Genomic DNA, 16,707 nt, shown 5'->3' on the forward strand with positions numbered 1-16,707 from the left:
TCAGCTTCCTTAAGCTTCGGTTCAGCGTCCGGGCCCGAACCTACGGGCCATGTCCGATCTCTCGCGCCGCTCCTGGTGGCAGCCGCACAGCCACGCCGATTACCTGGCCTCGTCCTGGTTCCCCGGTCTCACCGGCGTGCGCGCGCTCGCCGCCGTCGCCGTCGTGTTCTTCCACTACGGCGGTCCCGTCATGGACCGTTTGCAGGGCTGGATCGCCGTCCAGCTGTTCTTCGTGCTGTCCGGTTTCCTGATCACCACGCTGTCCCTGCGCGAAGAGGGCCGGACCGGCCGGATCTCGCTGCGGGCGTTCTACGTCCGCCGGGTCTTCCGGATCATGCCGGTGTACTTCCTGCTCCTGGCGCTGACGACGCTCGCGGTGATCCTCGGCGGGACGTACCAGAGCAGCAGGCTCGCCGACGCCATGCCGTACTACCTCGTCTTCGGCAACGAACTCGTCGACTTCAATACGCCCTATCCGACGTCGTGGTCGCTGGGGGTGGAGGAGAAGTTCTACCTGGTCTGGCCCGCGCTGCTGGTGCTCACGTCGTTCGCGCGAAGCGGGAAGACCGCGTTGCGCCTGTTGTTCGGCGCGTCAGCCGTCCTCGGCGTGGTGCTGTTCGCGCTGCCACTGGCACCGTCGCACACGTGGGCGAGTCTCTCGGTGCACTACTGCTCGCTGGTCATCGGCTGCCTGCTGGCGATGGCGCTGCACCATCCGCGCGGGTTCGCCCTGGTCCGGCCGCTGACGAGTCCCGCCGTCGCCACGGTGATCGGCTGCGGGTTCGTGGTGTTGCAGTTCTCCGTCGGACCGCTGGCGAAGGCGCTCGGCGGGCACTGGCAGTTCGTGGTCCCGGTCTACGCGGCGGGTTCGGCACTGCTGCTCGTCACCGTCGTCTCACCGGGTCCGGTCCGGACGCTGCTCTCAAGCAGGCCGATGGCCTTCGTCGGTGATCGGTCCTACGCGCTTTACCTCGCCCAGACGGGCGCCGCAGGGGTGACGGGCTGGCTGCTGCCCAGCGGTTTCGCCAAGGCCGCCGCGACCACAGGGGTCGCCCTGCTGTTCGCCTGCGCGCTGCGCAGGTGGGTCGAGCAACCCGCCATCGCCTACGGCCGGAAGGTCCTCGAACGCCGCGCGCCCGCCGTCCCTCCGGTGGAGGTCACGGCGGGCGCGCGATGAACGGGTCAGTGGTGCGCGGTCACCGCGGAAGCACCGCTGCTCTTCTTGACGAACAGGGAACCGACGAACGCGGCCAGACCGACGCAGCCGGCGACCATGAAGGTGGTGCGGATACCCGCCGCGTCGGGGCTGGCGGCCCCGGCCGTCACGGTGCTCGCGGTGGCCACCGCGATGAACAAGGCGGTGCCGAGCGCGCCGGCGAGCTGCTGCAAGGTGGCGAGGATCGCGCTGCCGTGTGAATAGAGGTGCTCGGGCAGCGAACCGAGGGACTCGGTCATCAGCGGCGTCATCATCAGGCCGAGTCCACCCATCAGGAGGACGTGGATGGCGATGACCGCGGCCAGGGGTGACTCCGGGCCGAGCAGGGCGAACAGCCACAGCGAGACCGCCATCGCGGCCGCGCCGGGGATGACCAGGGGCCGGGGGCCGAAGCGGTCGTACAGCGCGCCGACCGGGCGGCCGAGCAGCCCGAGGACCAGGCCGCCGGGAAGCACCGCGAGCCCGCTGACGAACGTGCTGGTGTGCAGGACGGTCTGCAGGTACAGCGGAAGCAGGATCGCGGCGGCGCCGAGCAGGCACATGAACAGCAGCGCCGTCAGCACCAGCGAGACGACGAAACTGCGGTGGGTGAACGGGCGCAGGTCCAGCAGTGCGCGATCTTCCTTCTGCAACCGCAACTGGCGCCAGGTGAACACCACGAGTGCCACGGCGCCGACGACGATCGGCAGCCACGGCGGCACCGGCTGGTGCCCGCCCGCCGGCTCACCGGACACCGACAGGCCGTACAGCACGCCGCCGAAACCGAGGGCGGACAGGACCACCGACAGCACGTCCAGTGGCACCTTGCGGGTGTCACTGTCCAGCCGCAGTTGCAGGAGGCCGACCACCAGCGCGGCGAGCGAGAGCGGCAGCACGATCCAGAACATCCAGCGCCAGCCCAGCGACGAGAGCACGGCCCCGCCGATGGTCGGGCCGATGGCGGGGGCGACCGCGATGACGATGGTGATCGTGCCCATCGTGGCTCCGCGCTTCTCCACCGGGACGAGGCGCATCACCGTCGTCATCAGCAGAGGGAGCATGACCGCCGTACCGCATGCCTGGATGACCCGGCCGGTCAGCAGGAGCGCGAAACCCGGTGCGAGAGCGCTGACCAGGGTGCCGGTGCTGAACAGGGTCAGCGAGGCGAGGAAGACCTGACGCGGGGTGAACCGTTCGAGCAGGAATCCGGTGATCGGGATGACGACCGCCATCGTGAGCAGGAAGCCACTGGTCAGCCACTGCACGGTGGTGGTCGGGACCTGGAGGTCGACGGTCAGGTCACGCAGCGCGACGCTCAGGATGGTCTCGTTGAGGATCATCACGAACGCGGAAAGGACCAGGACCCCGATCAGGAGCCCGGCGCGCGCCGGTGCCCTTTCCTGGTCATGGGTGGTTTCGGGCAAGGTCTCGGTCATCTGTGTGGGGCTCCTGGAAGGGCGCTGTCCGCGTGGGCCGCCTTCGGCCACCGTCAACGGTGACAGCGAAGGCGAGACTGATCTGTAGTTCAGTCTGCCTGGGCCGGTCGGTGCGTGTCACGTCGATTTCCGTAGTGAGTACGGTCACTTCGCTGTGAGCGGATTTCGGAACGGCACGGGAGCGAACGATTTTCCGGCCGTAACACGGTAAAATCGCGCTGTGACCAGAGAGATCACGGCGGATCAATGGCGATCGGTACGGCGAGCCTATCGGGTGACGGGCGCGCGATTCGCGGAAATGGTGGCCCGCGTTCCGGATCCGGGCGCGATGGTCACCGCGGAGTGGACGGTGGCCGACACCGTCGCCCATGTCGCGTTGATCGCGAAGATGTACAGGTCGTTGGTGCGGCCGGAGAGTGACCCGCTGCTGGACGCCCGCGAGCAGGACCAGTTCGAAAAGACCACTGTGGACACGGTTTTCGTGCTGAACAAGATGATGTTGCAGGGCTTACCCGAACGCGACATCGGCGTTCTGGTGGCGGGATTGCTCGCTGATATCGAGGAAGTGCTGCGAGTGACCGAGGACGCCGATCCGGCGACGCTGCTGGACTGGCTCGGTAGCTCGAAGGTGCCGCTGGCAGGCGTCCTCGCGCATCTGGTCAACGAACTGCAGATCCACGGCTGGGACATCGCCAGGGCACTGAAACTGCCATGGACGATCCCGCCGGGTGACGCGGCGTTGTTCTTCGAGCTCTTCCTCGTCGGCGTCGTGACCCACGGCATCGGGCACCTTGCCGACACCGATGAACCACCTCGGGAAAGGCGTATCGCCGTGGCGTTCCGCTCGGCGTACACGTCTCCGGTCGTGCTGGTGCTGCACCGAGGACGGGTCACGGTCGAGGAGCCCGGCGGGCCTGTCGACGCACGGATCTCGTTCGATCCGGCGTCGCTGAACCTGATGCTGTTCCACCGGGTCGGCAAGGTGCGTTCCGCGCTGACGCGCAAGATCGTGGTGAGCGGGCGCAGGCCGTGGTTGCTTCCCGCTTTCTTGCGCGTTGTGCGGTTGCCTTGAAGTACATGAAGGCCCCCTTGCTTGCGCCTAGCGCACGGAAGGGGGCCTTCATGTACTGGGGAAGGCCTAAAGCGTCAGCGACCAGGTATCGAGCACTCCCGTGTCGCCGGGCCCGTAGTCGGTGATCCGCAGCTGCCACTTCCCGCCGGCCGGGGACGAAGCGCCGGGTGCCGAGAACGTCCGCGCGCCGTTCCAAGCCGTGCACGCCGAACCGCCGCTGTACTTGAGTGGGTAGGCCTTGCCCTTCGGATCCAAGAGTGTGACACCGAGGTCCTCGGCGCAGGTGTGCCGGATGGTCACCGAGATCCCGAGTGATGCCGCGGCCTGTCCGGTGAGTGTCGAGGTCACCGGGCTGAACACCTGCTGGTAGTCCCGGATCTGGAAGTCGGCGTCGTTGCTCAGCGTACGGACGCCGCCGTTGCCGGGCTGCGTCTTGGCCGACACGACACCGCTCGCGGGCGACACGTTCCCCGCCGCGTCCCGGGCCTTCACCGTGAAGGCGTAGGAGGTGTCCGGGTTGAGACCGGTGACGGTGGCGCTCGTCCCCGCCGCGGATGTCGCCAGCGTCGAGCCGTTGTAGACGTCGTAACCCGCGACGCCGACGTTGTCCGTGGCCGCGTCCCAGGCCAGCGAGACGCTGTTCGACGTCGTGCCGGTGGACCGCGCGCTGCCGGGCGCGCTCGGCGCCGTCGTGTCCCCGTTGCCGCCGCCGGTCACCAGGGTGAGGTTCCACTTGTTCAGCGCTTCGATCACCGGCTGGAAGAGGGACATGTCGCCGTCGCTCGGGTTTTCCACGCACTTCGACGGGCCGCCGTCGTGCAGCCCGACCGCCTTGGTGCCGAGCAGCCAGCCGCCACCCGAGTCACCACCGAGCGAGCAGGCGGTGGTCCAGGTCAGATCCTCGATGATCAGCCCGCCGCCGTAGTCGACGGACTTGTGCGTGTACTTCACCTCGCCGCACTTCCACTTCGAGGTGTTGCCGGAGTGGCAGACCCGGTCGCCGACCATGGCCTCTGCCGAACCGGTGATGGTGACGGCGGGCTCGCCCCAGGTGTTGACCGCGGCGGAGAGTTCCCAGCCGGACTGCGTCACCGCGACCACGCCCATATCGCCTTCGCGGGCGTTGACGCTGCGCGTTCCGCCGACGTTCGACGTCCCGATCCGGTTCTGCTGGCTCTGCGCGCCATAGGCGGCCTGGTCGCGGTCGTTCGTGCAGTGCCCGGCGGTGAGGAAGTGCTTGCCGCCGGAGGAATCGGTCGCGCCGAACCCGACCGAACAATAGGTCTCACTTCCCGGCCACCACGGGCTCCCGGTCTGGATCGGGCCCGCCTGCTGCCGCGGCGACGACCCGGTTTCGGTGATCCGCACACCCAGATTCCGGGCTCGCGAAAGGAAACTGTCGGTCTCGGCGGTCTTGCGCGAACGGTCGACCGAGACGCCGACCTCGTTGTTCCGGACGTCGACACCCCAGCCGAACACCCCAGGAACACCGTCGCCGACGAGTGCGCGGACGGCGTCATCGGTCCGGTCGAGGTCGGCCTTGCTCCGGGCCACGAGCCTCGTCGCGGCTCCGGCGGCCCGGGCCGCGTCAGCGTCCGCGGCGTTCGTGACGGCCACGGTCAGCTTGCCCGCGGCGGCGTCGAACCACTGCCCGGCCGAGCGGGCGCGCAGCCCGGCGGGGAGCGACGCGGCGAGCCGGTGGGCTTCGTCCTGGGCCGCGAGCTGGGCTTTGGCCTCGGACGTGGTCAGGCCGAACGCGGCGGCCACCCCGTTCACCTCGGCGTCGGGGTGGACCGGCGCCGGTGGTGAAGCGGCCTGAGCCGTCGGACTGAGCCCCAACGCGGCCAAGGCCACGAGACTCAGATAGGAAAGCACTTCGTTGTGCCGTCGCATGCGCACTCCTCGAATCGAAAAGTAGGTGCGCCGACGGTAATTCTCTTACCTCACTGAATTGTAGACCCGCGAGTCGTTAACAATTAAGAGTCCCAGTCCCACTCGAATCCGAACCGGCCGGGGCCGAAATTCAGGGCGACGCCATGGACGGAATCGCCGCCTGGTGGTACTTCCGTCCACTCCGCGGGTTGTCCGTCCTGTTCGGAATAGCGACGGCAACGCGCCGGGAGAACGCCGGGGGAGAACCGGATCTCGAGTACGTATTCCCGGGCGGGCAGGCGGAATTTGCGTTCGTAGTTCGTCGCGCGCGGGAACGGGGCACTGTTCACCAGTGTGTGCTCGGTGAGGACAGTTTCCCCTTTCACGAGCGGCCTTTCGAAGAGCAACTCCACCACGAGAAGGCCGTCTTCGGGGCGATGCACGCTCCGGCCGGGACGGCAGCCGCGCAGCGAAGTCACCTGAGGCAGCGGCCGGTCGTGCTCGTCGATGTGGACGATCACCACCCACCGGTCCGGGCCGTCGGCCTCGGCGCGCAGCACCTGCCGCGACTGGAACGCGAGTTCCTCCTGTCCGGGTCCGACGGAGACGACGTCGTGCTGGCTGATCCTCGTCAGCCGTTCGTCCCATCGGGTGTCGACCTCGCTGACGGCCGCGTCGATCCGCGTCCGGTCCGGCCAGAACCGGCCGATCTCCGGTAGTCCGTCGGCGCGGGCGGGCCATCGGCCGCGAGCGCGCGGCGGGCCGAGCAACGCGGTCAGACAACCGGGCGGCACTTCCAGCACCTGCTCGAGGTGGCGGAGTCCGAGCACCGAATCCCGGCGCTCCGGACGACTACGCCCGGACTGCCAATAGCTGAGCGTCGCCGCGGTGATCGAGACACCACGAGCGCGCAGATGGTCGCGCAGGCGTTCCAGGCTGAGGCCGCGCGCCCGGATCGCCTCGCGCAGCGCGTCGGCGAAGGGCCCGTCGCGGAGCAGTCGCTCGAACTCGGGCCGGGGTTCAGCTCGGCCGGACATCACGCGACGAGCATAGATCTCCGACCGCCGGTAATTGAACCGGTCGAGGCCGTGGCCAGGCCGTTAACCGTTAACAGGCGCGTCGAACCGGCGACGTGAGTTTTCGATGTGGCCGAGGAAATGGTGGGTCCAGTCGCACATCCCGTCGACGGTCGCCCGCAGACCGTGCCCCGCCTCGGTGAGGGTGTAGTCGACGCGAGGCGGCACCGTCGGATGCACGGTCCGTTCGAGCAGGCCGTTGCGTTCCAGCATGCGCAGGTTCTGGGTGAGCATCTTGTGGCTGATGCCCTCGATGTCGTTCCGCAGTTCGGTGAACCGCCGCGTGCGGTCGCCGATCATCTCGATGATCAGGAGGGCCCACTTGTTGGCGACGTCGGAGAAGATCTCCCGCGCCAGCGAGTCCGCCCGCGTCAGATCGGCGTCGTCCGCCGTACCGCTGAGCTGCTTGGTCACCATCAGGTTCCCCAGTCACGAAAAAGTGCGTTCTTCCAGGTCGCCGCACACTCTCCTACAGTTTCTGGGTAACCACAAGTGACCAACAAAGGAGTACGACAGCATGGCCATCACCCTGGTGAATCCCGTGGGGCTGCCGGAGATCCCCGCCTACCGGCAGGTTTCGATCGCGACCGGGTCGAAGCTGGTCTTCATCGCGGGGCAGGTCGCCTGGGACGCCGCCGGTGTCACTGTCGGCGAAGGCGATCTCGCCGCCCAAGTCGAACAGTGCTACCTGAACATCGGTGTCGCGCTCGCGGAGGCCGGCGCCACCTTCGACGACGTCGCGAAGATGACCGTCTACGTCGTCGACTGGACTCCGGACAAACTCGCACTCTTCCTCGAAGGCGTGGACCGGGCCGCCGCCAAGCTGGGCGGCACCCCGGTCCCGCCGGGCACGCTGATCGGCGTCGCGGCGCTCGACGTGCCCGAGCACCTGGTCGAGGTCGAAGCGACCGCGGTCATCGACTGACGCTCACTGACCGCGGGCGGCACGCCAGAGGGGGCTGTCGACGTAGTGGTTGTCGTACTGCTTCGAAGACGCGGCGATCTCCGAAGGATCGGCTTCGCCGCGGGCGACCCGGTCGAGAAGCCGGTAGTAGTCGAAGCGGGCCATGCCCGGCGTGAAGGTCACCAGGACGTCGGCGTCCGAGCCGGCGGCGGGCCCGAACGCGTGCGGCACCTGGGGCGGCACGGCGAGGAAGTCGCCCTTCTCCAGTGTGTGCAGGGTTTCGTCGACGAGCACCTGGAGCTTTCCTTCGAGCACGAAGAAGAACTCGGTCGCGCGGGTGTGGAAGTGGGCCGGGGTACCGAAGACACCGTCCTTCAGGGTCGCGCGGTTCGCGGTGAAGCCTCCGTCGGTGGTGTCCGAGTCGGCCAGCAGGGTGATGTCGCTGCCCGGCGCGTCGCTGACGATCTCGGCGTCTGCGGCCCTGAGGAGGATGGGGTCGAACATGGTGGTGTCTCCTTGGTTTTCCGTGTTCAGCGGGCTCGCTGACAGGAACAAGCTTCTCCCGGCGGCAGGCCTTGATCAACGCGGAAAGCCGCGCCGATCGATAATGCGGATGTTATCGATCGGCGCGGCGGAGACGGCCTTCAGGTGGCGAAAACCTGCGAGTCGTCGGCGAAGGCCTTGAACTCCAGAGCGTTGCCCGCCGGGTCCAGCAGGAACATCGTCCACTGTTCGCCGGTCTGTCCTTCGAACCGGACGTAGGGCTCGATGACGAACTGGGTGCCCGCGGCGCGAAGCCGGTCGGCCAGCTTCCGGAACTCCGGCACGGTGAGGATCAGGCCGAAGTGGGGGACGGGCACGTCGTGTCCGTCGACGGGGTTGTGGATCCGTTGCGGCCGCTCCGGCGCGAGGTGCGTGACGAACTGGTGCCCGTGGAGGCTCCAGTCGATCCAGGAGTCCGAGCTGCGGCCCTGTTCGAGGCCGAGGACTTCGCCGTAGAAGGTGCGCGCGGCGGCCAGGTCGTCGACAGGCATGGCGAGGTGGAAACGCGGAATGGGGGAGTCGAGGATGCTCATGTCACAATGTTAACATTAGGACAAAGTGAAGAGTCGCTACGATCGAACCTTCCCGAGGGAGGATGACGATGAGCGAACCCGGCCGGGTGGTCCCCGCCCGCCGCCGAGGGCTGGCCGACGAGGTCGCCGACCGGGTCAGGGACGCCATTTTCGGTGGCGCCTACCCGCCAGGCGCGCAGCTGCGCGAGGTGGAACTTTCGGAGGCGCTGGGCGTCAGCCGTGGCCCGGTGCGTGAGGCGTTGCTCAAGTTGGAGCGCGAGGGCCTGGTGCGCAGTGAATGGCATCGCGGCGCGATCGTCACGGCACTGTCCGATGTGGACGTCGCCGAACTCGACAGTCTTCGCTCGGCGTTGGAACAACTCGCTGTCCGTCTGGTGGTCGCTTCCGCGTCGGACGCGGATCTGGCGGCGCTCGACGAGGTCGTCGAGCGGATGGACAGGGCGCGCGACGAGCACGAGATGGTGCGCTGCGACATCGACTTCCACGACGTGGTCTACGCGGCTTCCGGGCATCGGCGGCTCGCCGAGGCGTGGCAGGCCATCCGGTCGCAGGTGCATCTGTTCCTGCTGACCCGGATCGGCGTGAACTCCGAGGGCTACCTCGCGAGCATCCCGGCAGAGCATCGGCGGCTCGCGTCGGCTCTTCGTGCCCGAGATGGCGAAAAGGCGCTCGAACTGTTCGCTGTCCATCGCGGGCAAGCCCTCGACGTACTGACCGGGAAATGAAACGGCGTTCAGGGGCTTGACGGCAAGGTGAGCCAGGTCTTAACTCAAGCCCTGAAATAAGGCCACTCACCCCGAGGACCATCGATGCGAATCGGAAAGATCGCTCCCGCGCTCGTCCTGGCGCTGGCGGCCGCCGCCACGACGGCGTGCGGCGGCGGCGACACGTCGTCCAGCGCTCCCAAGGAACTCGTGTACTGGGCGTCCAACCAGGGCACCAGTCTCGACAACGACAAGGCGGTCCTGCGGCCGGAACTCGACAAGTTCGAGAAGGCCTCCGGGATCAAGGTCAAGCTCGAGGTCGTCCCGTGGACGGATCTGCTCAACCGGATCCTCGCAGCCACCACGTCGGGCAAGGGGCCTGACGTGCTCAACATCGGTAACACCTGGTCGGCCTCGCTCCAGGCGACCGGGGCGCTCCTTCCGTTCGACGACGCCGCGCTGGAGAAGGTCGGTGGAAAGTCGCGTTTCCTCGGCCCCTCGCTGGCGGCCACCGGGGCGGGCGGCCAGCCGCCGGTCGGCGTACCGCTCTACGGCCAAGCGTACGGCCTGTACTACAACAAGAAGCTCTTCTCCGAGGCCGGTATCACCAAGCCGCCCGCTACCTGGGAAGAACTCGTCGAGGACGGCAAGAAGCTCACCAAACCCGACAAGGGTCAGTGGGGTATGTCGCTCCAGGCGGGCCAGGTCACCGAGAACAGCCACCACGCGGCGATTCTGGGAGCCCAGCAGGGCGCGCAGTTCTTCACCCCTGAGGGTAAACCGCAGCTGGCTTCGGATCCGTCGGTCGCGGCCGTGCGGCAGTTCGTCGACCTGATGCAGAAGGACAAGATCGTCAACCCGTCCAACGCCGAGTACGCCGACACCGCCAAGTCCCTCAAGGACCTGTCGGACGGCAAAGCCGCGATGTTCATGAACCAGGCCTCCGCGGGTTCGTTCAAGAACATCGGGATGGACATGGCGAACCTCGGCGTCGCACCGATCCCGCTGCCCGCCGCCGCGCCGCCGAACGGCCGGAAGGTGACCAGCTTCGTCGCGGGGATCAACATGTCGGTCTTCAAGAACACGAAGAACCCCGACGCCGCGCTGGACTTCGTGAAGTTCATGGTCTCGGCGCCGGAGCAGGCGCTGCTCAACAAGACCTACGGCTCGCTGCCGACCGTCCAGGACGCCTACAGCGACGCGGCGTTCCAGACCGAGGACGTCAAGGTCTTCCAGAGCGTGCTCGCGAATTCGGCGGAGCCGATGCCGCAGGTTCCGCAGGAATCGCAGTTCGAGACCCTGATCGGTACCGCGATGAAGGCGATGTTCGCCGACGTCGCCGCCGGCAAACCGGTCGACGACGCCAAGATCCGGGACCAGCTGAACCAGGCGGATCAGCAGATCGCGGCCGGTAGTTGATGCGGCGCCGGGTCGCACTGCCGTATCTGCTCCTGCTTCCCGCGATCCTGCTCGAACTGCTCGTCCATCTGATCCCGATGATCGCCGGGCTCGTGATGAGCTTCTTCAAGCTGACGCAGTTCTCCATCCGGGACTTCTCGTCCGCCCCGGCGGCGGGACTGGACAACTACGAGTTCGTCCTGGACTTCAATTCCGCGGCGGGGAAGGCGCTGCTGGGCTCGTTCTGGATCAGCGTCCTGTACACCGTTCTCTCGGTCGGGTTCTGCTGGCTCTTCGGCACCTCGGCCGCTGTGCTGATGCAGAAGAACTTCCGGGGTCGCGGCGTGCTCCGCACCCTGTTCCTCGTGCCGTACGCACTGCCGATGTACGCGGCGGTGATCACCTGGTCCTTCATGTTCCAGCGCGACACCGGCCTGGTGAACAGCCTGCTGGGCACCGATTCCTTCTGGCTCATCGGCGACAACAGCTTCTGGTCGCTGGTGGTCGTCTCGGTCTGGCGCAACTGGCCGTTCGCGTTCCTGATCGTGATGGCCGGACTGCAGAACATCCCCGGCGAACTGTACGAGGCGGCGGCGATCGACGGCGCGGGCTGGTGGCGGCAGTTCCAGGCGATCACCCAGCCGATGCTGCGCCCGGTCAACCAGGTCCTGTTACTGGTGCTGTTCCTGTGGACCTTCAACGACTTCAACACGCCGTATGTCCTTTTCGGAGCGTCCGCGCCGAAGGAGGCGTCGCTGATCTCGATCCACATCTATCAGAGTTCGTTCGTGACCTGGAACTTCGGTCTCGGCTCGGCGATGTCGGTCCTGTTGCTGGTGTTCCTTCTCATCGTCAGCACCGTCTACCTGGGACTGACCGCGCGGAGGAGGAACGCCGTTGTCTGAGCCTCGCTGGGTCCCGTGGGCCCGTCGCTTCGTTCTGGGTTTCCTCGCCCTGTTCACCCTGGTGCCGCTCTACGCGATGGTTTCCTCGTCGCTGAAGCCGCTCGGGGACGTGCAAGGCAAGTGGGAATGGTTCCCGACGACACTGACCATCCAGCCGTTCTTCGACATCTGGGAGACCATCCCGCTTGCCGAATACTTCGTGAACAGCCTGGTCATCTCCGGCTCGGCGGCGCTCCTCTCAGTGGTGATCGCGATCTTCGCGGCCTACGCCCTGAGCCGGTTCCGCTTCCGGGGCAAGAGCTTCTTCAAGCTGACCGTGCTGTCCACCCAGATGTTCCCCGGCATCCTGTTCCTGCTGCCGCTGTTCCTCATCTTCGTCAACATCGGCAACACCACGGGCATCGTCCTGTACGGCTCCCGGCTCGGGTTGATCATCACCTACCTGACCTTCTCGTTGCCGTTCGCCATCTGGATGCTCGCCGGTTACATCGACTCGATCCCCAAGGAACTCGACGAGGCGGCGATGGTCGACGGCACCGGGCCGCTCGGCGCGCTGATCCGGGTGGTCATCCCGGCCGCCATGCCCGGCATCGTCGCGGTGGGGATCTACTCGTTCATGACGGCCTGGGGCGAGGTCCTGTTCGCGTCGGTGATGACCGACTCGGGCACGCGGACCCTCGCCGTCGGCCTCCAGGAGTACTCCACCCAGGTCCAGGTCTACTGGAACCAGGTCATGGCCGCTTCGCTGATCGTGTCCGTCCCGGTCGTCGCCGGATTCCTCCTGCTCCAGCGCTACCTTGTCGCCGGGCTCACCGCCGGCGCCGTCAAATGACTCGCATCGCCGAAGAGAGGTCTGTCTTGAATCTGCACCTGCCCGCCGATTTCCTGTGGGGTGCGGCCACCGCCTCGTACCAGGTCGAAGGCGCCGTCGACGTCGACGGCCGCCTCCCGTCCATCTGGGACGACTTCGTCCGGGTCCCGGGTGCCGTCCTGAACGGCGACACCGCCGACGTCGCGTGCGATCACTACCGGCGCTGGCCGGAGGATCTCGGCATCATGAAGCAACTGGGTCTCGACGCCTACCGCTTCTCGGTCGCTTGGCCGCGGGTGATCCCCACCGGGCGCGGCGCGGTCAACGCGCTCGGGCTCGACCACTACGACCGGCTGGTCGACGCGCTGCTCGAAGCCGGGATCCGGCCGTTCGTCACGCTGTTCCACTGGGACCTGCCCTCGGCACTACAGGCCAAGGGCGGCTGGCCCGAGCGCGACACGGCGTACGCCTACGCCGACTACGCGGCTGTCGTCGCGGCGAAGCTCGGTGACCGGGTCAAGGACTGGAACACCGTCAACGAACCGTTGTGCTCGGCGTGGCTCGGCTATCTCGAAGGCCGTTTCGCCCCCGGGATCAAGGATTTGAAGCAGGCCATCCACGCTTCCCATCACCTCCTGCTGGCGCACGGCCTCGGGGTGCAGGCGATCACCGCGAACTCCGCCGAGCCCGCCAACATCGGCCTGGTGGTCAACCTCAGCGGGATCGAGCCCGCGTCGGACGCGAACGAGGACGTCGAGGCGGCGGCCCGGATGGACGGGCACGTCAACCGTTGGTGGCTCGACCCGTCGAACGGCCGCGGCTACCCGGCGGACATGATCGAGGTCTACGGCGTCGAGCCGCCCGTGGTGGGGGACGACCTCGAGGTGATCTCGGCTCCGGTCGGCTACCACGGGCTGAACTACTACTTCCGGCAGATCGTCGAGGACGAACCGAACGGTCCCACGCCCCGCGCCCGGCAGGTGCCTGTCGAGGGAGCCGCCACCACCGCGATGGGCTGGGAGATCCACGGTCAGGGGCTGGCGGACCTGATCCACCGGCTCGCCAACGAATACGACGCCCGGGCCATCTACGTCACCGAAAGCGGCGCCGCCTTCGACGACAAGGTCGCCGAGGACGGCTCGATCGACGACGCCGACCGCATCGCCTACCTCGAAGAGCACCTGAGCGCGGTCGCCGGGGCCGCCGAAGCCGGCGCTCCGGTGAAGGGGTACTTCGCCTGGTCGCTGCTCGACAACTTCGAGTGGGACAGTGGGCTGAGCAAACGGTTCGGGCTCGTGCGGGTCGACTACGACACCCAGATCCGCACGGTCAAGGCGAGCGGGCATCGGTACGCCGAGATCATCGCGGAGCATCACGACCGCTAGGCGAGGGCTTGGGTCACCTGCTCCCGCTGTTCCCAGTCCGTGTTCCCAATGTCGCATTTGAGTCGCTGAGCGTCTCAGATGCGACATTGGGAACATGAGCCGCGGTCCCGGTAGCGGTTCGTACGGGCGGATGGATCCGGTGGCGCGGATTCGTCGCCCGCTACGAACGTACGTCCCGCGAAACCTCCTAGTGTCGCCATGAACAAGGCGATCCTAGGAGGCGAAGCAATGCGGACACTCTTGCGTGGCGGTCGTGTCATCGATCCGGCGACGGGGTTCGACGGCACGGCCGACGTGCTGGTATCCGGCGGGAAGGTCACCGCCGTGGGGGAGGGTCTGCCCGCGGGGCCCGGCGATACGGAGATCGACGTCTCCGGGCTCGTCGTCGGACCGGGTTTCATCGATCTGCACAGTCACGTGCACACCATCGCGGGCCAGCGGTTACAGGCGATGGACGGTGTCACCACCGCACTCGATCTCGAAGCCGGGCTGATGCCGATCGAGCGCGCGTACGCCGAGGCCGCCGCGGCCGGACGTCCGCTGCACTACGGTTTTTCCGCGTCGTGGGGTTCTGCCAGGGCGCAGGTGCTCGCCGGGATCGAGCCCGACGCCAACATCGACAGCGGTCTCGCGGTGCTCGGGAACCCTGCCTGGCAAAGGTCTTCGTCGCCCGCCGAGCTGAAGGCGTGGCTGTCCCTTGTGGAGGGTGAGCTTGCCGCGGGCGCGCTCGGCGTCGGTGTGCTGCTCGGTTACGCGCCTCTGACGGATCCTGGTGAGTTCGTGGCTCTCGCGCGGCTCGCCAAGGAGGCCGGGGCGCCGACCTACACGCACGTCCGGGAACTGGTCGAAGTGGATCCCGCGACGCCCGTCGACGGGTCGGAGGAGATCGCGATCGTCGCGGCCGAGACCGGCGCCGCGATGCACCACTGCCACGTGAACAGCACGTCCGGTCACCAGATCGATCGTGTGCTCGCCGCGCTGGAGGCGAGCCGTTCGGCCGGGTCGAGGGTGACCGTGGAGGCCTATCCGTACGGCGCGGGCAGCACGGGCATCGGCGCCGCTTTCCTGTCGCCCGAGCGACTGAAGATGAAGGGGCTCTCGCCGTCCAGCGTGATCATGCTGGAGACGGGTGAGCGGATCGCGGACGAGAAACGCCTGCTCCAGGTGCGTGCCGAGGATTCGGGTGCGCCGTGCATCCTGGAGTTCCTCGACGAGGGCAACCCCCGCGACCTCGAACTGCTGCGTCAGGCGCTCGTGTTCCCCGACGCCATCGTCGCCAGCGACGCCCTGCCCGTGTACTGGAAGGACGGCACGAGCGAGAGCACCGAATGGCCGTTGCCGCCCGGCGGCGCGACGCATCCGCGCACGGCCGGGACGTACGCCAAGACGTTGCGCCTCATGGTGCGGGAAAGCAAGGCGTGGACCTGGCTGGAGGCGTTCCGGCGCTGCTCCTACCTGCCGGCGCGTGTCCTCGACGAAGTCGCCCCGGCCGCGCGGGCCAAGGGCAGGCTCGACGTCGGGGCCGACGCGGACATCGTCGTGATCGACCCGAACGTCATCACCGACGCGGCGACCTACGTCGACCCGATCAGGCCGTCCGTCGGCGTCCGGCACCTGTTCGTTTCGGGCGTTCCGGTGGTCACCGACGGGAACCTGCGCACCGACGCCTTCCCCGGGGAGCCGCTGCGGGGTGAGCCGCGATGAGTGAACTGCTCGAAGACATCGAGACCCTGATCCGGTGTGAATCCCCGTCTTCGGATCACGACGCTGTCGCCCGCAGCGCCGAAGTGGTCGCGGGCGTCGGCCGGAGACTGCTCGGCGTGGAGCCGGAGCGGATCGTCGTCGACGGCATCACCCATCTGCGCTGGCAGTTCGGCGACGGACCGGCTCGCGTACTGCTCCTGGGGCACCACGACACGGTGTGGCCCCACGGTTCGCTGGAGACTCATCCGTTCTCCGTGCGGGACGGCGTGTTGCGCGGCCCCGGCTGCTTCGACATGAAGGCCGGGGTCGTGATGGCGCTGCACGCCGCCGCGACGGTACCCGATCGCGCCGGACTGTCCATTTTGGTCACTGGCGACGAGGAGATCGGCTCGCCGTCATCCCGTTCTCTCATCGAAAAGACGGCGGCCGGTTGCGACGCGGCGTTCGTGCTGGAGGCTTCGGCCGATGGCGGCGCGCTGAAATGCCGCCGCAAAGGCGTTTCCCAGTATCGGATCGAGGTCATCGGCCGGGCCTCGCACGCCGGACTCGAACCGGAGAAGGGGATCAACGCGGGGATCGAGATCGCGCACCAGGTCATCGCGGCGGCCGCGATCGCCGACTCGGAAGCCGGTACGAGCGTGACCCCCACGGTCGTCTCGGCGGGAACGACGGTGAACACCGTTCCGGCGGCCGCGAGCGTGGCGGTCGACGTCCGGGTGTGGAACGAGGCCGAGCAGCTGCGGGTCGACCGGGCGATGCGGGAACTCCGGCCGGTTCTGGACGGCGCGGAGGTCCGCGTCACCGGCGGGATCAACCGGCCGCCCTTGGAAGAAGGCTCCTCGGCGGATTTGTTCGCGCTGGCTCAGGAATTGGCGGGCGAACTCGGCCTAGGCGAACTGACCTCCGCGTCGGTCGGCGGCGCCTCGGACGGCAACTACACTGCGGGGATGGGAATTCCCACCCTCGACGGCCTCGGTGCCGTCGGTGGCGGGGCACACGCGGATCACGAACACGTCGTCGTCGCGGAATTGCCGCGGCGCACCGCTTTGCTGGCCGCGCTCGTGGAAAACGTCCTCGCGAAGCGGGGTCCGTCCTCCGCGACGAATCTCGCGGGCGAATCTGGTACGGCACGACGGTGACTCGGCCACCGAGCCGGGAAAGGATTGTCC

At 67.6% G+C, this 16,707-nt stretch carries 16 protein-coding genes; 10 read left to right on the top strand and 6 right to left on the bottom strand.

What is annotated here, in order from left to right; translation table 11 throughout:
• The first annotated feature begins 49 nt into the window (after positions 1-49).
• The gene (locus ACLARN_RS14695) at positions 50-1,177 is read left to right on the top strand and encodes an acyltransferase family protein (RefSeq protein WP_409491937.1); all 1,128 of its coding nucleotides are present in this window, start codon (positions 50-52) and stop codon (positions 1,175-1,177) included.
• Positions 1,178-1,182: 5 nt separating this feature from the next.
• On the opposite strand, the gene ACLARN_RS14700 is transcribed toward ACLARN_RS14695, so the two are convergent.
• A complete protein-coding gene (locus tag ACLARN_RS14700) occupies positions 1,183-2,631 on the bottom strand; it encodes a DHA2 family efflux MFS transporter permease subunit (RefSeq protein WP_409491938.1) in 1,449 nt (482 codons plus the stop codon).
• A 220-nt stretch (positions 2,632-2,851) separates the two neighbouring features.
• Between ACLARN_RS14700 and ACLARN_RS14705 the strand changes: the two genes are divergently transcribed.
• Complete coding sequence (locus ACLARN_RS14705) at positions 2,852-3,703, top strand: maleylpyruvate isomerase N-terminal domain-containing protein (protein WP_409491939.1); 852 nt, start codon at positions 2,852-2,854, stop codon at positions 3,701-3,703.
• A 66-nt stretch (positions 3,704-3,769) separates the two neighbouring features.
• Here the strand turns inward: ACLARN_RS14705 and ACLARN_RS14710 are convergent, their stop codons facing one another.
• From ACLARN_RS14710 to ACLARN_RS14720, 3 genes are all read right to left on the bottom strand, one after another.
• Entirely contained in the window at positions 3,770-5,596 is a 1,827-nt protein-coding gene (locus tag ACLARN_RS14710) for a proprotein convertase P-domain-containing protein (RefSeq protein ID WP_409491940.1), read from the bottom strand.
• Positions 5,597-5,679: 83 nt separating this feature from the next.
• Positions 5,680-6,612: a multiprotein-bridging factor 1 family protein gene (locus tag ACLARN_RS14715; protein WP_409491941.1), complete on the bottom strand. Its 933-nt coding sequence runs from the start codon at positions 6,610-6,612 to the stop codon at positions 5,680-5,682.
• A gap of 63 nt (positions 6,613-6,675) precedes the next feature.
• Entirely contained in the window at positions 6,676-7,068 is a 393-nt protein-coding gene (locus ACLARN_RS14720; protein WP_409491942.1) for a winged helix-turn-helix transcriptional regulator, read from the bottom strand.
• A 100-nt stretch (positions 7,069-7,168) separates the two neighbouring features.
• Here ACLARN_RS14720 and ACLARN_RS14725 point away from each other — a divergent pair, with 100 nt between their 5' ends.
• Positions 7,169-7,576 (top strand): RidA family protein, encoded by a 408-nt coding sequence (locus ACLARN_RS14725; protein ID WP_409491943.1) that lies wholly within the window; start codon positions 7,169-7,171, stop codon positions 7,574-7,576.
• 3 nt (positions 7,577-7,579) lie between these two features.
• On the opposite strand, the gene ACLARN_RS14730 is transcribed toward ACLARN_RS14725, so the two are convergent.
• Together ACLARN_RS14730 and ACLARN_RS14735 are read right to left on the bottom strand one after the other, a co-directional pair.
• Complete coding sequence (locus ACLARN_RS14730; RefSeq protein ID WP_409491944.1) at positions 7,580-8,059, bottom strand: cupin domain-containing protein; 480 nt, start codon at positions 8,057-8,059, stop codon at positions 7,580-7,582.
• A 140-nt stretch (positions 8,060-8,199) separates the two neighbouring features.
• On the bottom strand, positions 8,200-8,631 hold the full coding sequence (locus tag ACLARN_RS14735; RefSeq protein WP_409491945.1) for a VOC family protein: 432 nt from the start codon (positions 8,629-8,631) through the stop codon (positions 8,200-8,202).
• 68 nt (positions 8,632-8,699) lie between these two features.
• On the opposite strand from ACLARN_RS14735, the gene ACLARN_RS14740 reads away from it, so the two are divergent.
• The 7 genes from ACLARN_RS14740 (at position 8,700) to ACLARN_RS14770 (ending at position 16,677) form a co-directional block, all read left to right on the top strand.
• The gene (locus ACLARN_RS14740; protein ID WP_409491946.1) at positions 8,700-9,356 is read left to right on the top strand and encodes a GntR family transcriptional regulator; all 657 of its coding nucleotides are present in this window, start codon (positions 8,700-8,702) and stop codon (positions 9,354-9,356) included.
• Between the two features lie 84 nt (positions 9,357-9,440).
• Positions 9,441-10,754, top strand: coding sequence for an ABC transporter substrate-binding protein (locus ACLARN_RS14745; protein WP_409491947.1), 1,314 nt, complete (start codon positions 9,441-9,443; stop codon positions 10,752-10,754).
• On the top strand, positions 10,754-11,638 hold the full coding sequence (locus ACLARN_RS14750) for a carbohydrate ABC transporter permease (RefSeq protein WP_409491948.1): 885 nt from the start codon (positions 10,754-10,756) through the stop codon (positions 11,636-11,638). The genes ACLARN_RS14745 and ACLARN_RS14750 overlap by 1 nt, the downstream gene beginning before the upstream one ends.
• The gene (locus ACLARN_RS14755; RefSeq protein WP_409491949.1) at positions 11,631-12,470 is read left to right on the top strand and encodes a carbohydrate ABC transporter permease; all 840 of its coding nucleotides are present in this window, start codon (positions 11,631-11,633) and stop codon (positions 12,468-12,470) included. Before ACLARN_RS14750 ends, ACLARN_RS14755 begins: the two co-directional genes overlap by 8 nt.
• A gap of 26 nt (positions 12,471-12,496) precedes the next feature.
• A complete protein-coding gene (locus ACLARN_RS14760) occupies positions 12,497-13,834 on the top strand; it encodes a GH1 family beta-glucosidase (RefSeq protein WP_409491950.1) in 1,338 nt (445 codons plus the stop codon).
• 228 nt (positions 13,835-14,062) lie between these two features.
• Complete coding sequence (locus ACLARN_RS14765) at positions 14,063-15,538, top strand: amidohydrolase family protein (RefSeq protein WP_409491951.1); 1,476 nt, start codon at positions 14,063-14,065, stop codon at positions 15,536-15,538.
• On the top strand, positions 15,535-16,677 hold the full coding sequence (locus ACLARN_RS14770; protein WP_409491952.1) for a M20 family metallopeptidase: 1,143 nt from the start codon (positions 15,535-15,537) through the stop codon (positions 16,675-16,677). The genes ACLARN_RS14765 and ACLARN_RS14770 overlap by 4 nt, the downstream gene beginning before the upstream one ends.
• The last annotated feature ends 30 nt before the right edge of the window (positions 16,678-16,707 follow it).

This window comes from Amycolatopsis sp. cmx-11-12, from assembly GCF_046269425.1.
Classification (GTDB): Bacteria; Actinomycetota; Actinomycetes; order Mycobacteriales; family Pseudonocardiaceae; genus Amycolatopsis.